The 15,779-nt window shown below is 43.7% G+C and carries 13 protein-coding genes; 10 read left to right on the top strand and 3 right to left on the bottom strand.

Translation table 11 applies throughout. From position 1 onward, the window contains the following. Positions 1–112 precede the first annotated feature (112 nt). The 5 genes from MCT08_RS16050 (at position 113) to MCT08_RS16030 (ending at position 7,044) form a co-directional block, all read left to right on the top strand. Complete coding sequence (locus MCT08_RS16050) at positions 113–1,420, top strand: serine hydroxymethyltransferase (protein ID WP_274678859.1); 1,308 nt, start codon at positions 113–115, stop codon at positions 1,418–1,420. 53 nt (positions 1,421–1,473) lie between these two features. After that, the gene (gene gcvH, locus MCT08_RS16045) at positions 1,474–1,854 is read left to right on the top strand and encodes a glycine cleavage system protein GcvH (protein ID WP_053312046.1); all 381 of its coding nucleotides are present in this window, start codon (positions 1,474–1,476) and stop codon (positions 1,852–1,854) included. Between the two features lie 82 nt (positions 1,855–1,936). Further along, the gene (gene gcvP, locus MCT08_RS16040) at positions 1,937–4,816 is read left to right on the top strand and encodes an aminomethyl-transferring glycine dehydrogenase (protein ID WP_274678858.1); all 2,880 of its coding nucleotides are present in this window, start codon (positions 1,937–1,939) and stop codon (positions 4,814–4,816) included. 420 nt (positions 4,817–5,236) lie between these two features. Beyond that, complete coding sequence (locus MCT08_RS16035; protein WP_274675358.1) at positions 5,237–5,947, top strand: YrhK family protein; 711 nt, start codon at positions 5,237–5,239, stop codon at positions 5,945–5,947. A 302-nt stretch (positions 5,948–6,249) separates the two neighbouring features. Beyond that, positions 6,250–7,044 (top strand): siderophore-interacting protein, encoded by a 795-nt coding sequence (locus MCT08_RS16030; protein ID WP_274678857.1) that lies wholly within the window; start codon positions 6,250–6,252, stop codon positions 7,042–7,044. Between the two features lie 34 nt (positions 7,045–7,078). On the opposite strand, the gene phnR is transcribed toward MCT08_RS16030, so the two are convergent. Continuing rightward, complete coding sequence (phnR, locus tag MCT08_RS16025) at positions 7,079–7,783, bottom strand: phosphonate utilization transcriptional regulator PhnR (RefSeq protein ID WP_176246483.1); 705 nt, start codon at positions 7,781–7,783, stop codon at positions 7,079–7,081. A 135-nt stretch (positions 7,784–7,918) separates the two neighbouring features. Beyond that, positions 7,919–8,593 (bottom strand): pyrimidine 5'-nucleotidase, encoded by a 675-nt coding sequence (yjjG, locus tag MCT08_RS16020; RefSeq protein ID WP_168524621.1) that lies wholly within the window; start codon positions 8,591–8,593, stop codon positions 7,919–7,921. Positions 8,594–8,847: 254 nt separating this feature from the next. On the opposite strand from yjjG, the gene MCT08_RS16015 reads away from it, so the two are divergent. Both MCT08_RS16015 and msrB read left to right on the top strand, forming a co-directional pair. Further along, the gene (locus MCT08_RS16015) at positions 8,848–10,596 is read left to right on the top strand and encodes a formate--tetrahydrofolate ligase (protein ID WP_274678856.1); all 1,749 of its coding nucleotides are present in this window, start codon (positions 8,848–8,850) and stop codon (positions 10,594–10,596) included. A gap of 136 nt (positions 10,597–10,732) precedes the next feature. Continuing rightward, complete coding sequence (msrB, locus tag MCT08_RS16010; protein ID WP_274678855.1) at positions 10,733–11,866, top strand: peptide-methionine (R)-S-oxide reductase MsrB; 1,134 nt, start codon at positions 10,733–10,735, stop codon at positions 11,864–11,866. Between the two features lie 81 nt (positions 11,867–11,947). Here the strand turns inward: msrB and folE are convergent, their stop codons facing one another. Then, positions 11,948–12,601, bottom strand: coding sequence for a GTP cyclohydrolase I FolE (folE, locus tag MCT08_RS16005; protein WP_053312037.1), 654 nt, complete (start codon positions 12,599–12,601; stop codon positions 11,948–11,950). Between the two features lie 152 nt (positions 12,602–12,753). On the opposite strand from folE, the gene moeA reads away from it, so the two are divergent. From moeA to MCT08_RS15990, 3 genes are all read left to right on the top strand, one after another. Further along, positions 12,754–13,989, top strand: a complete 1,236-nt coding sequence (moeA, locus tag MCT08_RS16000; RefSeq protein WP_274678854.1) for a molybdopterin molybdotransferase MoeA — start codon at positions 12,754–12,756, stop codon at positions 13,987–13,989. A gap of 8 nt (positions 13,990–13,997) precedes the next feature. After that, positions 13,998–14,759 (top strand): molybdopterin-synthase adenylyltransferase MoeB, encoded by a 762-nt coding sequence (moeB, locus tag MCT08_RS15995; protein WP_053312035.1) that lies wholly within the window; start codon positions 13,998–14,000, stop codon positions 14,757–14,759. A 139-nt stretch (positions 14,760–14,898) separates the two neighbouring features. After that, positions 14,899–15,729, top strand: coding sequence for a sulfurtransferase (locus MCT08_RS15990; protein ID WP_274679076.1), 831 nt, complete (start codon positions 14,899–14,901; stop codon positions 15,727–15,729). Positions 15,730–15,779 lie beyond the last annotated feature (50 nt).

The following is a 15,779-nucleotide window of genomic DNA, read 5'->3' as shown; positions in this document are numbered from 1 at the left end:
AACTAAACACCCTGTTTTCTCACCACCCTACACAGCCGTTGAGTAAAGCAGCCATCAAAAAGGAACAACGAATACAATAACTATTCGTTGGATTATTGGAAGGTCATCTACCATGAATGCAAACACGAATAAAACTTACCAAAATCACAGCCTTGAGAGTTTCTTCTCAACCAACTTAGCGGCAACCGATGATGCCGTTTTTGCCGGTATTCAAGCCGAATACACACGCCAGAATGAACAAATTGAGCTTATCGCTTCTGAAAACATTGTTTCAAAAGCGGTTATGCAAGCCCAAGGAACATGCCTTACCAATAAATACGCGGAAGGCTACCCTGGCCGCCGTTACTATGGTGGCTGTGAACATGTTGATACCGTAGAGACAATTGCTATCGAACGCGCTAAATCGCTTTTTAATTGCCAATACGCAAACGTTCAACCCCATTCTGGCGCTCAAGCTAACGGGGCCGTAAAACTTGCACTGCTCCAGCCGGGTGACACTATTATGGGCATGTCTTTGGATGCAGGTGGCCACTTAACGCATGGTGCTAGACCTGCTTTGTCGGGTAAATGGTTTAATGCCATTCAATACGGAGTTGATCGTGAAACGCTAGAAATCAATTACGAAGACGTACGTGCACTGGCACAACAGCATAAACCTAAAATGATCATTGCAGGTGGTTCGGCCATTCCTCGTGTTATCGATTTTGCTAAATTCCGCGACATTGCCGATGAAGTCGATGCCATCTTAATGGTCGATATGGCGCACATTGCAGGTTTAGTTGCAACCGGTGCACACCCTAGCCCATTACCTCATGCTCACGTTGTCACCACCACAACCCATAAAACAATGCGCGGCCCACGTGGTGGGATGATCCTCACCAACAGCGAAGAGATCATCAAAAAAATCAATTCAGCCGTTTTTCCAGGTCTGCAAGGTGGTCCACTAATGCACGTTATCGCCGCTAAAGCAGTCGCTTTTGGTGAAGCATTGGGACCTGAATTTAACAGCTATATCGATTCAGTGATCGACAACGCAAAAGTTCTCGCTGAAGTGTTGCAAACTCGCGGTTGTGACATTGTGACTGGCGGAACTGATACGCACTTGATGCTCGTAGACCTACGTCCTAAAGGCTTGAAAGGTAACGTGGCAGAGCAAGCTCTTGAGCGTGCAGGGATCACATGTAACAAAAACGGCATTCCCTTTGATACTGAAAAGCCTATGATTACTTCGGGTATTCGTTTAGGTACACCAGCAGGAACCAGCCGTGGTTTTGGTCGTGAAGAATTCAAACTCATTGGGCAGTGGATTGGCGATGTGCTAGATGGTCTTGTTGAGAGTCCAGAAGGTAATGCACAAGTGGAACAACAGGTTCGCAAGCAAGTGAAAATGTTGTGCCAACGCTTCCCACTTTACCAGTAACACTTTCAAATTAAACACAAGTTTCAAATCAATACTTTTTTGGAGATTAAGCAATGGACAATACACTGAAGTTTGCAGAAAGCCACGAATGGGTGCGCGACAACGGTGACGGCACAGTAACAATCGGTATTTCTGAGCATGCACAAGAAATGCTTGGCGATGTTGTGTTTGTTGACCTACCAGAAGTGGATGCTGAGATTGACGCTGGCGACAGCTTTTCTCTTGTCGAATCAGTGAAAGCCGCTTCAGACATTTATGCGCCTATTACCGGTGTTATCGTTGAAATCAATGAAGAGCTAGGAGATAGCCCTGAACTGATCAACGAAGAACCATATGAAGGTGGCTGGATTGTAAAAGTGAAAATGTCTGACCCTTCTGAACTTGACGATCTAAAAGATGCAGAAGAGTACTTAAGCTCTATCGAAGAAGACTAAACAGCCCATCACAAATCAAAGCTGCCCAGTATGGGTGGCTTTTTTTTAAGGTCACAACAGACCTTATGAGAAGGTAAAGGAAATGACTGAATTACTTCACAGCACACTACTTAATGAATTGAGTACCCAAAATGAGTTTGTTGCACGCCACAACGGACCGAACGCTGATGATCAACAAAAAATGCTCAACACAATTAATGCCGAAAGCCTTGATGCATTAATTACGCAAACCGTTCCTAAACAAATTCGTTTAGAAGCACCAATGTCGCTTGCCGCTCCACAAAGTGAAGCAGACATGCTGACAGCCATGAAAGTATTTGCTAAGCAAAACCAAGTCAAACGTACGTTCATTGGTCAAGGCTACTACAACGCATTTACGCCTAACGTTATTTTACGCAATGTGCTGGAAAACCCAGGTTGGTACACCGCCTATACGCCATACCAACCAGAAATCTCCCAAGGTCGTTTAGAATCGCTACTCAATTACCAGCAAATGGTGATGGATTTAACGGCCATGGATATTGCCAACGCCTCACTGCTCGACGAAGCAACTGCGGCAGCAGAAGCCATGACACTCTGTAAGCGTGCAGGCAAAAGTAAAAGCAATGTCTTTTTTGTTGCCAACGATGTTCACCCTCAAACCATTGAGGTGGTGAAAACGCGCGCTGAATTTATTGGCTTTGAAGTACAAATTGGTGATCTCGATTCACTACCTGAACAAGATGTGTTCGGCGCACTACTACAATACCCAAATACCACCGGAGAAGTGCGCGACTTAACCGATATCATTGCCAAAGCACAAGCAAACAAGACGCTGGTCACCGTTGCTACAGACCTACTGGCAAGCACACTATTGAAACCAGCAGGTGAGATGGGCGCTGATGTCGTGATTGGCTCAGCACAACGTTTTGGCGTGCCAATGGGCTACGGCGGCCCACACGCTGCATTTATGGCAACACGTGAAGCACACAAACGTACCATGCCAGGCCGCGTGATTGGTGTTTCGATTGATGCAAAAGGCAACCAAGCTTTGCGCATGGCAATGCAAACTCGTGAACAGCATATTCGACGCGAAAAAGCGACCTCGAACATCTGTACGGCACAAGCACTACTGGCCAATATGGCGTCATTCTACGCGGTGTATCACGGCGCTGAAGGGCTACGTACTATTGCTCGTCGTACCCATCATATGACAGCAATTCTTGCAGCCGGCCTAACCAAAACAGGTTATGAACTCACTAACAACAGCTTTTTTGATACCATCACCATCAACACGGGTGATAATACTGAAACGCTTTATATCAAAGCTCAACAAACCGATATTAACCTTCGCAAATTGAACGGTAAGTTAGGTATCAGCTTAGATGAAACCACAACCATCGCAGATATTGATGCACTATTTGCAATCTTTAACGTTGAAGAGGCCGTTAATGCCTTATCAACCGAAATTGCGGCTAACGAATTTGCAGCGATCCCTGAAGGTTGCCGTCGCCACTCTGAGTTTCTCACTCATCCTGTTTTTAATACGCATCACAGCGAAACACAAATGATGCGTTATCTAAAACAGCTTGAAAATAAAGACTTTTCACTGACACACGGTATGATCCCACTCGGCAGTTGCACCATGAAGCTGAATGCGGCGGCAGAAATGATTCCAGTGACATGGCCAGAATTTGGAGACATCCACCCATTTGCTCCGAAAGATCAAGCAGCTGGTTATGCCGCACTGGCAAAAGATCTGAAAGAAAAACTGTGTGAAATTACCGGTTACGACGCTTTCTCATTGCAACCAAACTCTGGCGCATCTGGTGAGTACGCAGGTCTAATTGCAATTCAACGCTACCACCAAAGCCGCGGCGAAGGTCACCGTAACGTCTGCTTAATTCCAAGTTCTGCACACGGTACTAACCCTGCGACAGCTTCTATGGTGTCAATGAAAGTGGTTGTGGTTAAGTGTGATGAAGAAGGCAACATCGACATCGACGACCTAGCAGCGAAAATCGAGAAGCACAGAGACAACCTATCAAGCATTATGATCACTTACCCTTCTACGCACGGCGTTTATGAAGAGAAAGTGAAAGAAGTGTGTGAAATGGTTCATGCTGCTGGCGGTCAGGTTTACCTAGACGGCGCTAACATGAACGCGCAGGTTGGTCTCACCAACCCAGGTTTCATTGGTTCTGATGTTTCTCACCTTAACCTACATAAAACCTTCTGCATTCCTCACGGCGGCGGCGGCCCTGGCATGGGACCTATTGGTGTTAAAGCTCACCTAGCCCCTTTCCTTCCTGGTCATATTGAAGGTGGTGTCGAAGGTGAAGATCACGCAGTGTCAGCCGCGGATCTCGGTAGTGCTTCTATTTTACCGATCTCATGGGCGTATATTGCCATGATGGGTGCTGAAGGTTTAACTGAAGCCACCAAAGTTGCGATTTTGAATGCTAACTATGTGATGGAAAGATTACGTCCTCACTACCCTGTGCTTTACCGTGGAACCAATGGACGCGTAGCGCACGAATGCATCATTGATATTCGCCCACTGAAAGAAGAAACCGGTATTAGCGAAGAAGACATTGCAAAACGTTTAATGGACTACGGCTTCCACGCCCCAACGATGTCATTCCCAGTCGCGGGTACATTGATGGTAGAGCCAACGGAGTCAGAAGACCTAGCAGAGCTTGATCGCTTCTGTGACGCGATGATCGCCATTCGTGAAGAAATGAATAAAGTGAAGTCGGGTGAATGGCCGTTGGAAGACAACCCACTAGTCAATGCACCTCACACACAAGCGGATCTTTCTAGTGATGAATGGGCACATCCATATTCACGAGAAGTAGCTTGTTTCCCTTCTCGTCAAACAAAAGCATCAAAATACTGGCCAACCGTAAACCGTGTCGATAACGTTTACGGAGACCGTAATTTGATCTGCTCTTGCCCGAGCATTGATAACTATCAAGACTAATTGATTGTTTGATCACAGATAACCAAGTTGGAAACTAACTTGAATAACAAAAGGCGAACCATTTGGTTCGCCTTTTGTCTGTGTGCCGTTTTTAGTCTAGTATGAGTTCATACTTGAGATGCTAGGAACTCAGCTATGACTAAATTGAATTTAAATTAGCGCTCAACCACACCAATACTTATCGTTCAGCCAAAATCTGAAACCGTGGTGTCTGTCGAGGCCAAAATCTATTCAATAAACGTTGCGAGAGGTCGAATGGCTCTTGTTGTGTTTGGCATTCAACAACGCCTGACTTCTTGTAGATAATCCATCCTATGACGGGCGTAGTCCTACAAACGTGATAATCGTCCAACACGGCCTCATGATACCCTTTTGTTAACAATCGATTTTTCATACTCTATCTCTGAATAGGTTCACTGAATGCCACATTTTTTCACCAATCGTAAACGAATCCACAACCTAACAGTTGGTAATGCTGACACACGATCGCAATTTAAATGGGAAACGCTTAATGCCGTTCTCTACAAATTTGGCGGCTTGTTCTTCCTAGTTGGCAGTGTGCTATCGTTTCCGACCTTCCAAGCATACTCTGTACTTGGACAGTGGATATTCTTTACCGGTTCTATGTTTTACCTGATCGTCAATGTTCATGATCTTTTTGATGTTCATCGTTACTGGCAAGGCAAAAACTGCAACCACCCCAGAAAGCGATTGGAGTATTCGGCCGCATATATCTATTTTGTAGGAACATTGCTGTTCGTAATGGGCAGAGTGGTGGTGTTTGTTGATAACAACTACTCGGCACATAGTGCGTTAATGTTTACTATCGGCAGTGCATTATTTGTCATTGGTGCTAGCGTGAACATCCTCGCCGATACCAAAAACAGCGTAGCGACAGAAGGCCAGTTAACCAATTTGACAGCAATCACATTTATTGTTGGTAGCGTACTATTCGCAGTGGGTTCATTTCCAGGTCTTTGGGAAGGTGGCGTGCCTACTGAAGTCACTCAACTTTCTAGTTACCTTTCATGGCAGTTTCTCATTGGTAGTCTGTTGTTCTTTTTTGGCGGGGTGTTTAACTACTGGCGAGCGTATCACTTTATCCAGCGAAGCTTGGGTACTAAAGCTTAGCTTTGGGCTGCAACATAAAGGGCTTGCAGCGGATGAGTGACAAGTTGAACGCACGTTCCTAACTAACAAATTTCTGCACCTAATTTGTTTATTTTTAAAGAGTATTCTAGATGGTTGATTTAGAAAGCTAGCAAGTTTCCACTTGAAAAAAGCCTTTGATTCTTAGAGGCTTTTTTCTATTCATATATGACGATTCATTTAATAAAAGTAAATTAACGTAAATGATATCTATTATCATTGATAAGTAGTGCAACTCAGGATATGGTGACAAGATAATTAATCTAAATGATGGTATCAGCCCAATGCTAGAGAAAGAAAAAAAGCCAACTCGAAACTTCTACTCACTCACAGTCATTCAATCTCAACAAATTTCACCGTCTATGCAACGCATTACTTTACAGAGTGATGATATTGCACACTTTGGTAGCGAAAGCGAAGGCGGCTATATAAAATTACTGTTCACCGATCATGGTGATACGAATATCTCCTCAATTTCACCGCAACAGCGTCCAGTTATGCGTACTTATACAATTCAGCACTTCAACGCCGAAAATAATAGTATTGAGGTTGATTTTGTTCGTCATATTACTAAAGACTTACAATGCGGTTTTGCAGCAAGATGGGCGATAACGACAAAGGTTGGAGACACCATATCCATTGCAGGGCCAGGCAAAAGCCAAGGCATTAATACGGCTGGTGATTGGTTTTTCCTCGTCGCTGATATGACAGCGATTCCAGCCCTAGCCTCGCAAATTAAATTATTGCCTAATAATGCCAAAGGATATGTTGTGATTGAGGTTGACCACATTGATGACAAGCGTGAATTGGCTGTCCCCGAAGCGATTGAAATTGATTGGGTAGTTAAAGATCAAACATCCAATTTAACGCAATCCGTTATTTCTAAGCCTTGGATCGGCGACAACGCTTCGGTTTGGTGTGCTTGTGAATTTGATACCATGCGCTCACTTCGTCAGTATTTCCGTAATGAGAAAGAAGTAGAAAAAGAAAACATTTACATTAGTAGTTATTGGAAACAAGGCGTCAGTGAAGATGGGCATAAACAACTAAAACAAGATGATGCCAAAACTCAGTCATAACCTCATGGTAAAAGCTAAAATTATTGATACAAGGTTAGCCAATCAGTTTTACTGATGATTCAATACAGATAGCATCATGTCGCCAATATTCGATACAGCCATCAATTACCTCTCCTTGTTGGTTGTAATTGACTCGCTTAATAAGCATTGCCGGTGTTCCTGAGGTTGCTCGCAAAGCGTGGGCGATATTGCCAAGCAATGAACTTGTCGTCATCTTGTAGCTGATACTATGATATTCAACACCGAAGGTTTCTTTATACAAACTTGTCAGTGATGGGGATAAATCTAAGCCTAGCAAATTAGGGAATTTATCAGGACAAACGTAATTTGTTACGTAAGCGACCGGACGATCTTCTAGATAGCGTACCCGTTCAATCTGATAGATATCTGAAAAAGGTTTTAATGCTAATAGCGCTGTTGCTTGCTTATTGGCCAGTACCGCTTTCGAATGAAGAAGTTGAGTTTTGGGTTGACGATTTTGTGCTAATGCTAGTTTGGTAAAGCTTAAAGATTGCGCTGGGTCGTAACGCAATGGCTGTGGTGAGATAAACCAGCCACGGCGATCCTCGCGATAAATCTTACCTTCTGCTTCAAGTAATGACAGTGCCTCACGTAAGGTTACGCGGGTAGTATCAAATGACTCTGCCAGTTTCCGTTCCGCAGGAAGCTTCTGACGTGGTGTCAGCATACCTGTCTCAATTTGCTCAACAATCACATCTTTGATTTTTACGTACTGCACCAACAATCCCTTGCTTTATGTACGGCGGTTATACCGGTCGTATTACATAACTTGCCAAAATAAAGGTGCTTGATTAGCTCAACCACCTGAAAACTAAGCCATACCATCAACAGACGATCTTATCATTTAGTGCTATTACGCGATAAGAATTTCTTTAAGCTCATGCAATGAGCGCACATTATAATGTGGTTCTATACCATCAATATCAGAATGGCCAACGGTATTGAGCCAACAGGTTTCAATGCCAAATTTAAGGCCACCAAGAATATCGGAATGCGGGTTATCCCCCACCATCAGTACTTTACTCTTGCAAGGGTTACCCATTTTTTCTAACGCATGAGCAAAAATTCCGTTATCAGGTTTGGCTATACCCACTTCTTCGGAAATAATTACATGTTCAAAGTAATCAGTCATGCCTGTTCTCTGCAAACGAATCGCTTGTAACTCTGTAAAACCATTGGTGATGATACCAAGTTTAGCCTTACCTGTTAGTGCTTCTAGTAGCTCTTTAGCACCAGGTAATGGCGTGCAAATATCTGCCATAGCTTCAAGAAATGCACTATTAAGATCAGCTGTCGTGGTTTGCAGTTTTTCGGCCCAAGCTTGAAAGCGAATATGCTTGAGATCGGCTGCATTAATCACTCCATTTTGATAATCAACCCAGAGAGGTTTATTTACCTCTTGGTACTTGGCAAAGTCAATTTCATCAAAAATCACTCCCTTGCGTTCAAACATTAGCTGCATACCTTTGAAGGCGTCGAAATGAAACAAAGTCTCGTCAGCGTCAAATAAAATCCAATCGTATTTCATGGTATATCCCTCAGTAACTTGCGCGCAGTGTAAATTGTTTTTGAATCTACGACAAACTGAACAATACTCCGTTACTTCGGATATCAATAGATACGTAAAACCAGAAGCTTAAGTTGATCAAAATCAGCATTGCGTTAGAATTTAGCATCAATCGAATATTCGACCACCCATAATACTTTACAACAAACATTTTGACGTTATTATCGCGACGCAAACGTTTTCCTCACCTATTAATGACTTCCGATGAGGGTTTTATGCTGCCAGACATTGAAATTTGCCGTGCAACAAAATTGACACAGATTGATGCTATTGCCGCTAAGGCAGGCCTAGATCCGACTGAATTCCATAGCCAAGGACGTTTTAAGGCTAAAGTTTCTCTTTCTTGCTTAGATAGACTTCACACTCATCCTGAAGGTAAATTGGTTGTTGTTACCGCCATCACTCCAACCCCCTTGGGCGAAGGTAAAACAGTCACCACTATTGGTCTATCACAAGGGATCGCGAAATTAGATCACTCTGTCATGGCATGTATTCGCCAACCTTCTATGGGGCCAATCTTTGGTGTGAAAGGCGGAGCCGCTGGCGGTGGTTATTCTCAAGTTGCCCCAATGGAAGAGTTAAATTTACATCTAACCGGTGACATTCACGCAGTTACGGCTGCGCATAACCTCGCCGCTGCCGCTATAGATGCACGGATTTATCACGAGCAGCGATTAGGTTATGAAGATTTTGAACAACGTACGGGCATGAACGCACTGAAGATTGACGCAAACAAGGTCGTCTGGAAACGCGTCATGGATCATAATGATCGTGCACTTAGGATGGTCACAGTCGGTCAAAATGAAAGCGGTAAAACCATCAATGGTTATGAGCGGCAAGATGGGTTTGATATCTCTGCCGCATCAGAGCTGATGGCCATTCTCGCCTTAGCGGAAGACTTGCGTGATTTACGCCAACGTATTGGACGCATCGTGGTTGCTTATAATTTAAATGGTGACCCTGTAACCACAGAAGACTTGCAAGTAGCTGGCGCAATGACCGTTAGTATGAAAGAAGCGATTGAACCAACGCTCATGCAGACTTTAGAAGGTGTCCCTACCCTTATTCATGCTGGTCCTTTCGCCAATATCGCCCATGGCAATTCGTCAATTATTGCGGATGACATTGCTACGCGACTTGCCGAATTCACCGTCACTGAAGGTGGCTTTGGTTCAGACATGGGCTTTGAGAAAGCGTGTAATATTAAAGCGGCAACATCAGGGAAAGCGCCTGATTGCGCAGTCATTGTGGCGACATTACGTGGGCTAAAAGCTAACTCTGGTTTGTATGAACTTCGCCCCGGACAAGCTGTTCCTGACTCGCTATTTGAACCAGATCAAGCTGCACTCATGGCTGGTTTTGATAATCTCAAATGGCATATCAACAACGTCAATAAATATGGTGTTCCTGCGGTGGTGGCTATCAATCGCTTTCCACAAGATACTCTGGAAGAAATCGAACAACTAACCGCTCTGATTCAAGCCTTACCGAACAACGTTGAAGTAGCATTGAGCGAAGGTTTTGCGCTCGGTGGAGAAGGTACAACAGATCTTGCAAACAAAGTGATCGCCCAATGTCACAAGCCCAATCAATTTACTCCTCTCTATTGCTCGCAAGATTCGATTGAAACCAAACTCAACGCAGTGGCTCAAAAAGGGTATGGTGCAGCGGGAATTACATTAAGTGAGGTAGCCAAAGCACAAATGCGTGCATTCCAAGCTCACGGTTATGGTCATTTAGCGGTTTGTTTGGCCAAAACTCCTTTATCTATTTCTACCAATGCAGCCATTAAAGGTGCTCCAAAAGAGTTTGATGTTCCTATTCGAGAACTTAGATTATGCGCAGGTGCTGGTTTTATTTATGCACTATGCGGCAATGTTATGACCATGCCAGGACTCCCTGACAAACCCGCCTTTATGGCATTGGATATTGATCAGCACGGCAATATCATCGGTCTTAATTAATCACTAAGTTAGCTTCTGGAAAGTCACCCATTTGCAGAAGCTTTCAATAAAATTAACTATTTTTATCTCTGTGCTGTAAGTTTTTGCACTTTTTACCGTTCTTTACGTATATCAATAAAAAAAAGTAAGGTCGGTTATGAAACGTTTTACTCCCATCTTTATCTCGATAGCGTTATTCGTTCCTATCGTTTTTTCACTGTTTAGTCAGGCAGAGACTAAACCACAGAAAATGCCCAGCATTGGTAACGTCGATGTCGCCACACTCGCTGGCGGGTGTTTTTGGTGTACAGAATCTGATCTTGAGAAACTCAACGGCGTGATCAATGTCGTATCAGGTTATGCCGGCGGATCGATGGAAAACCCGACCTATAAACAAGTTTCATCGGGTAAATCCGGCCATATTGAAGTGGTGCAAGTAACGTTTGATCCTCAAATTGTCAGCTATGAGCAGGTGTTGGATCATTTTTTCCGTCATATTGATCCGACCGATGACAAAGGGTCATTTGTCGATAGAGGCCCACAATATCGCCCTGCGATTTTCTATCACAATGCAATGCAGAAGCTGACAGCAGAAACCTTCATGGCTGACATCGATAAGCTCGGTATCTATAAAAAACCGCTGAAAACAGAACTCATCCAATATACTACATTCTGGCCGGCAGAAGATTACCACCAAGATTTTTATAAAAAGAGCAAAGTGCGGTACAACTACTATCGCTACGCATCTGGGCGTGACCAATATTTAGATGAAATCTTTGGTGAAGATCGTAATGAAAATCCAAAGACATTACGTCAATTAATTGATGCAAATAAATCGGAGGCAAGCCTTAAAGTCTATACCAAACCTTCTGACAAGGAGATTCGCGCCAAACTGACTGACCTTCAATACTACGTCACCCAAGAAGAAGGCACCGAGCGCGCTTTTAATAATGAGTATTGGGATAACAAAGCCGAGGGTATTTATGTTGATATTGTCACTGGTGAACCGCTGTTTTCTTCAACCGACAAATACAAATCTGGCACTGGTTGGCCGAGTTTTACTAAACCAATAAATGAAGCATATATTGCAACGAAGACTGATTTCCGCTTAGTTTATTCAAGAACAGAAGTCAGAAGCCGTTTTGGTGATTCTCATTTAGGGCACGTATTTGACGATGGTCCTGCCCCAACCGGGTTACGCTATTGTATGAATTCTGCGGCAATGCGCTTTGTTGCAAAAAATGACATGCAAGCTCAAGGTTATAGTGAGTATCTTGCTTTGTTTGAATAAACGTTGAAATTCAATATTGGTCAGATACGTAAAAAGCCCCGAAAACTATTTCGGGGCTTTTTATTGAAATCAATGGGACACTTATCGTAAGCCGTGAAGAAATTCCGCACGAGTAGCAGGATTAGACTTAAAAATACCACCCAATGCCGTCGTCGTCGTTTCACTGGTTGCGTCCATAACACCGCGTGATTTAACGCAGTAATGCGTTGCATCAATAGTTACCGCTACATCATCAGATTCAAGTAAGGTTTGCAGTGCCACCAGAATTTGTTGTGTCATTCGCTCTTGAACTTGTGGACGTTGAGCAAAAAAACGCACAATACGATTGATTTTTGAAAGTCCAATAATCTTGCCGCGCGGAATGTAAGCAACAGCAGCTTTACCATCGATCGTTACCAGGTGATGCTCACAAGTGCTGGTTACGGTGATATCTTTCACGCGAACCATTTCACTTACATTCATCTTGTTTTCAATGACAGTAATTTTGGGAAAGTTTTGGTAATCCAAACCAGAAAAGACTTCATCAACATACATTTTTGCAATGCGATGCGGGGTTTCTTCGAGGCTATCATCAGTCAGGTCAAGACCAAGCAGTGTCAGGATCTCACGCATATGGTGTTCAATTTTTTCTTTCTTCTCTTCACGAGTTACCGCATTAGGACACATTGGCGTCTCTAAACCGCGGCTCTCTAGCGCATCTTTAACCAACTTTGCTGATTCGCTAAGACCTAACATTCCGATTCCTCTTACTTTTACCCCTTTCGGATGGCAGACAAGGATACTCGGAATTTTGAATAATTACACCCATATTTTATGGATGGTCATTCTTACCAAAAGACAATCTATGATAAGGTTATTGAAAAGAAAAACGACAATAGGATTCTAAAATGGGCTGCTGTGATGCTCCGGGCTTAATGCCTATCGAAGACGCGATGGACACAATGTTAGCGCGAATCAAACCAATTCAAGTGACACTGCAACTTCCATTAGCTGAAGCTCTTGGCTACGTATTGGCAGAAGATGTGCTTTCGCCTATTTTTGTCCCGCCTTTTGATAATTCAGCCATGGATGGGTATGCGATACGCTTGAGTGATTTAGCAAAAAATCAAATACTACCATTGGCAGGAAAATCTTTTGCTGGCGCTCCCTTTGAAGGTGAGTGGCCTGCTAATACGTGCATCAGAATCATGACAGGAGCGAAGATCCCACTTGGATGCGATGCTGTGGTTATGCAAGAAAATACCGATGTCACTGATGCTGGTATTGTCTTTAAACAGTCGGACATCAAGCCACAAAACAATATTCGCCCGACCGGTGATGACATTAAACAAGGTGATCTTGTTTTAGCGAAAGGCGCTCGCTTAACACCACGTGATATTCCCATGATCGCCACACTCGGCATTAGCCACATTACCGTTTTTCGCAAACCCAGAGTTGCCTTTTTCTCAACTGGTGATGAGCTCAAACCGCTAGGGGAGTCTTTAATTGACGGACAAATATACGACAGTAATCGCTACGGGATTAAACCTCTAATTGAGAACTTTGGTTGTGAAGCGATTGACCTTGGCATCATCCCCGATTGCCCTGCAACATTAAAAGCAACGTTCGAAAAAGCCCAAAACTTAGCGGATGTGGTCGTCACATCTGGTGGTGTGAGTGTCGGCGAAGCCGATTACACCAAAGATATTTTGCAGGAACTTGGCGAGATAGGCTTCTGGAAACTAGCGATTAAGCCGGGCAAACCATTTGCGTTTGGTGAGCTTAGTAATGCTTGGTTTTGTGGTCTTCCAGGTAACCCGGTGTCAGCAGTACTAACTATGTACGTATTAGTACAACCGATGCTCGCTAAATTGGCGGGACATAGCAAATGGCAAGCACCTGAATCTATCCCAGCCATCACGAAAACGGCATTCAAAAAAGCGCCAGGCCGCACAGATTACCAGCGTGGTATCTACTCGATTGAAAATGGCAAATTCGTTGTTGAAACAACCGGTAATCAGAGCTCTGGTGCATTTCGCTCCATGAGTTTAGCCAATTGCTTTGTAGTATTAGAACGCGAACGTGGACGAGTGGAAGTGGGTGAAAGCGTGAATATCCAACTTTTTAATTCCAGCTTGTATTAGGAGCGTTTGTGGATATTTTATCTGATGCAGAAATGTTGCGTTACAACCGACAGATCATTCTCAAGCAATTTGATTTTGAAGGCCAAGAAGCATTGAAACAAAGTTCTGTGCTCATTGTTGGTGCTGGAGGTTTGGGCTGCGCATCAAGCCAATATTTAGCAACGGCTGGCGTTGGCAGTATAACCCTCGTCGATGATGACGTCGTGGAACTCTCTAATCTACAACGACAAGTGTTGCATACAGACAACGACATTGGCCGAAAAAAGGTCGATTCCGCTGCAGATTCATTACGAACTCTCAATCCATTTTTGGCGGTAAATACCGTTGATCAACGCTTAAATGACGAGCAGCTTGACACACTTATTGGGCAGCACACTCTGGTGTTGGATGCCTCTGATAATGTAGAGACTCGCAACCAACTCAATCGCCTTTGTTACCGAACTCGAACACCGTTGGTTTCTGGTGCCGCAATTCGAATGGAAGGACAAGTCAGTGTATTTACATACGAACACGCTGACGAACCTTGTTATCAATGTTTGAGTGCTTTGTTTGGCAATACGGCACTTACTTGTGTAGAAGCTGGCGTCATGGCACCTGTAGTGGGAATCATTGGCGCAGTACAAGCGATGGAAGCGATTAAAGTTATCGCGCACTATGGACAACCTAAACAAGGTAAAATATTGATGTTCGATGCGCTCTCTATGAGCTGGCGCGAGATGAAACTGATGAAATTAGCGACATGCAGCGTGTGTCAGAACTCTGAACAATAACGATTAAACATGCTCGACGCCTGTTAACTACAAGGTGTTGAGCATTTTATTTTATCATCCCTTCCAAATAGCATTTCTTTTCTGCAAATTAATGAGTAAGTTAAAGCTTCTTCAAACAACAGGTCAGGATGAGCGCAATATGTCTCCATTGGTTTCCCCAAGCTGGTTAAATCAACGTTTAGCCGATGAACGCATCGTAATTCTAGATGCAAGTATTGATTTTCAAATTCCCAGTGAAACTGAAAAAGACACCGTACACACTATTCCCAATGCGCGACGTTTTGATTATGACAAAGTATTTTGTGACCTCAGCGCAACACTGCCACACATGATGCCTAACGAAGAACATTTCAATTCACAATCGCAAGCATTAGGGATCAATAACGATTCGATCATTGTTGTTTATGATAATAGCGGGACATTTGCCTCTCCACGAGCGTGGTGGATGCTAAAAGCGATGGGTCATCAAGAGGTTTACGTACTCGATGGCGGGCTGACGGAATGGAAAATGTGTGGTCTTCCGCTGGCAATGGAATACTCACAACCTAAAATTACCGGTAACTTTTCGGGGAAACTGAATCAACACTATTTTGTCGACGCCGATTATGTGTTGCAACAGATAGATAATGAAACCAGTCAAACAATTGATGCACGCTCTAAAGCCCGTTTTAATGCCCAAGTGGCTGAACCTCGCGCTGGCATTCGAAGTGGACACATCCCAAATTCAGCCTGCCTACCTTTTGCTGAGTTGATGATTGAACACAAAATGAAATGCATCAATGAACTGGAACCCATTTTAAAACAGGTGCTGAAAAGTGAACGTTCTGAATATCTTTTCAGCTGCGGCTCAGGTGTCACTGCTTGTATCGTTTTGCTTGCCGCCTACGTTTGTGGTTATGAGCATTTAGCTGTCTATGATGGTTCATGGACTGAATGGGGGCAAAACGAAGCACTACCGATTAGCCAATAAAAAAATCGTTTCCCCCGGAAAAATTCGGGGGAATATCACTTTTTATAAAC

This window comes from Vibrio aestuarianus, from assembly GCF_028858425.1.
GTDB lineage: Bacteria > Pseudomonadota > Gammaproteobacteria > Enterobacterales > Vibrionaceae > Vibrio > Vibrio aestuarianus.
Note: the sequence above shows the minus strand (reverse complement) of the source record. Positions and strands in the feature narration are given on the sequence as shown.